Here is a 1,929-nt window from a genome sequence, read left to right as displayed (position 1 = left end):
TTAAGCTGCGAAAGTTGAGTTATACAATAAAATCAGCTAGTTTTGGACTAGCTGATTTTATAATACGATATTCTTGACAGAAACGCGGTCAGTAAATGTAATCCGCCCTAATCTCAAATCCTATCATCGGCTAAATTCACGACATTATTCTGAACGGTTATTTTTACATAGTTTGAGTTCCATACTTTCGTTGTCACAACGATTCTTTGATTGTCCTTTTCAAAAAAATAGCCGCTGCCTTCTTGTTGAATATAAGTCCATCCTTCTTTTTCCATCCGCTCTCGAATTATTTCGGCAGGGGTTTTCACTTTTGTGAGATAATGCCCGTTTCCGTCAGAGGTTTCTTCCATCGATATAATGGATTGGTCTGTCGTATTCAGCGTGTACATGAGCTTTAGGTTAGCGACCCCGATATTCTTGACAACTAAAGCGACCATGATCGCTCCAATACCGATAACGCCGATGATGCTGAATAGAGCAATCTTCCAACGCATTTTCATGTTCTATAGTTTCACTCCTTGAAAAATGTCGGGCTTTCACTCCCGGACAAAAGATATGTCTTCCGTCATGATAGTCCAGATCCCAACCCGAATCAACTCCCGGCGGAGCGTTCACCCGAAAATACTGGTTCGGCAGAGAGGTTCGTTCCGAGCGTGGAAGACTCTTCCTCTAACAGCCGAAAAACGAAGTCGGTATCGACTTCGTTTTTCGGCCGGTCATGGTTCGATTGTGTCCTGCAATGTTTTGGCTCCACCGGATTCCTCCTCCTTGCGGCCCGCACCATAACGTTGCGATAAGCCCACGAACCGCCTACGCCGCTACAGCCAGAACCGTTTACACCGCTAATAGCTGCATCTGCAACGTCTAGACCGCTATAGCAGCAACCCTCTCAACTGCAACGAGGAGGCTGTCGCGTAGCGGTTGGCCGGAATCGGGACGGCCAGGTTGCCGCGCAGCGTATCCGCTTCGTATTTGTTTTGTATGAAAGATCGCTTAAATTCATACAGTGTTTGCCCATCGATCTGTGCATCGATTAGGAATTTGCCGATTTGCTTCTCCCCTACTACTTTATAGTGTTTATCTAAAGTAGCGACATTGGACTCCCTGCTTGTTTGATAACTGCCAGATACGGAGTTTCATTCTGTAAAGGGATTTCATCCGTATTCTGACAGGCTGCTAATAACAGAATGAATATAAAAAAAGCAAATAGACTTTGGTGTATGACGAATCGTATAAATCATCCGGCAAGGACACAGGGTACGGATATCCACTGGTTCCAAGGTCGATATCTACTTTTCTATAGAATGCCGCCCAAATTAATTTGCTGCAATACCAATCGTCTTCCGTAATAAGTGTTGCATTGGCATTGTATGGTTCGCCGCGTTGTTGAAAGGCATAAACCTTAGTATCGTATCTTTGATCTGAGCTGGCGTCCGGAACCCATAGCCCGACTGCTTCATCATAATTTCTAAACATGGAAGCCGGCGCTCTGTGAACATCGGAATTTCCTTTGCCCACGGTGGCCGAGCAAGTGGAAGATCAGATTCGGAACGAAGTGCTTCATGAGGCATTAAATAAGTTAAACATGAAATCGGAAAGTAACCTTATCAAAAGTTGAAAGATCCGTGTCGTGATAGTGTTTCTTCGTCATAAAAAGTTGCTAATTTTTTTGCAAAATAAACAGGACACTGCAAGCCTCTTGTCAAAGGTTAAACCACCACTGAATAACCGACGAGAGGGAGTGTCCTTAACAACATGGTACCACAAGCAACGAACCATGCGCCAGAACGAAAAACACGCCGCGAACGCCGAATTGAAATTCTTGCGGAGCGTCGCCGAATCAAGCATATCATGAAGAAGTTGAGACCGGTCACATTCGACAACAACACCGTCACGGAAGCCGGCAACTTCCAGTTCCTTGCCAGGTTC

General features: G+C 45.0%; 2 protein-coding genes and 1 pseudogene. 1 reads left to right on the top strand and 2 read right to left on the bottom strand.

The genetic code is table 11. The features are described from left to right. Positions 1 to 113: 113 nt before the first annotated feature. Together ABEV74_RS23000 and ABEV74_RS22995 are read right to left on the bottom strand one after the other, a co-directional pair. Positions 114 to 500 (bottom strand): type II toxin-antitoxin system HicA family toxin, encoded by a 387-nt coding sequence (locus tag ABEV74_RS23000; RefSeq protein ID WP_430150029.1) that lies wholly within the window; start codon positions 498 to 500, stop codon positions 114 to 116. Positions 501 to 1,176: 676 nt separating this feature from the next. Further along, positions 1,177 to 1,476 carry a YiiX/YebB-like N1pC/P60 family cysteine hydrolase gene (locus ABEV74_RS22995; protein WP_430150027.1) on the bottom strand — a complete coding sequence of 100 codons (300 nt, stop codon included), beginning with the start codon at positions 1,474 to 1,476 and terminating at the stop codon, positions 1,177 to 1,179. Positions 1,477 to 1,755: 279 nt separating this feature from the next. Between ABEV74_RS22995 and ABEV74_RS22990 the strand changes: the two are divergent. Continuing rightward, positions 1,756 to 1,929: pseudogene (locus ABEV74_RS22990) on the top strand (IS1380 family transposase); the annotation flags it as partial.

Source organism: Paenibacillus cisolokensis (assembly GCF_050481165.1).
Lineage (GTDB): Bacteria > Bacillota > Bacilli > Paenibacillales > Paenibacillaceae > Paenibacillus_AH > Paenibacillus_AH cisolokensis.
The sequence above is the reverse complement of the archived record's forward strand: the minus strand, read 5'-3'. Positions and strand labels throughout refer to the sequence as shown.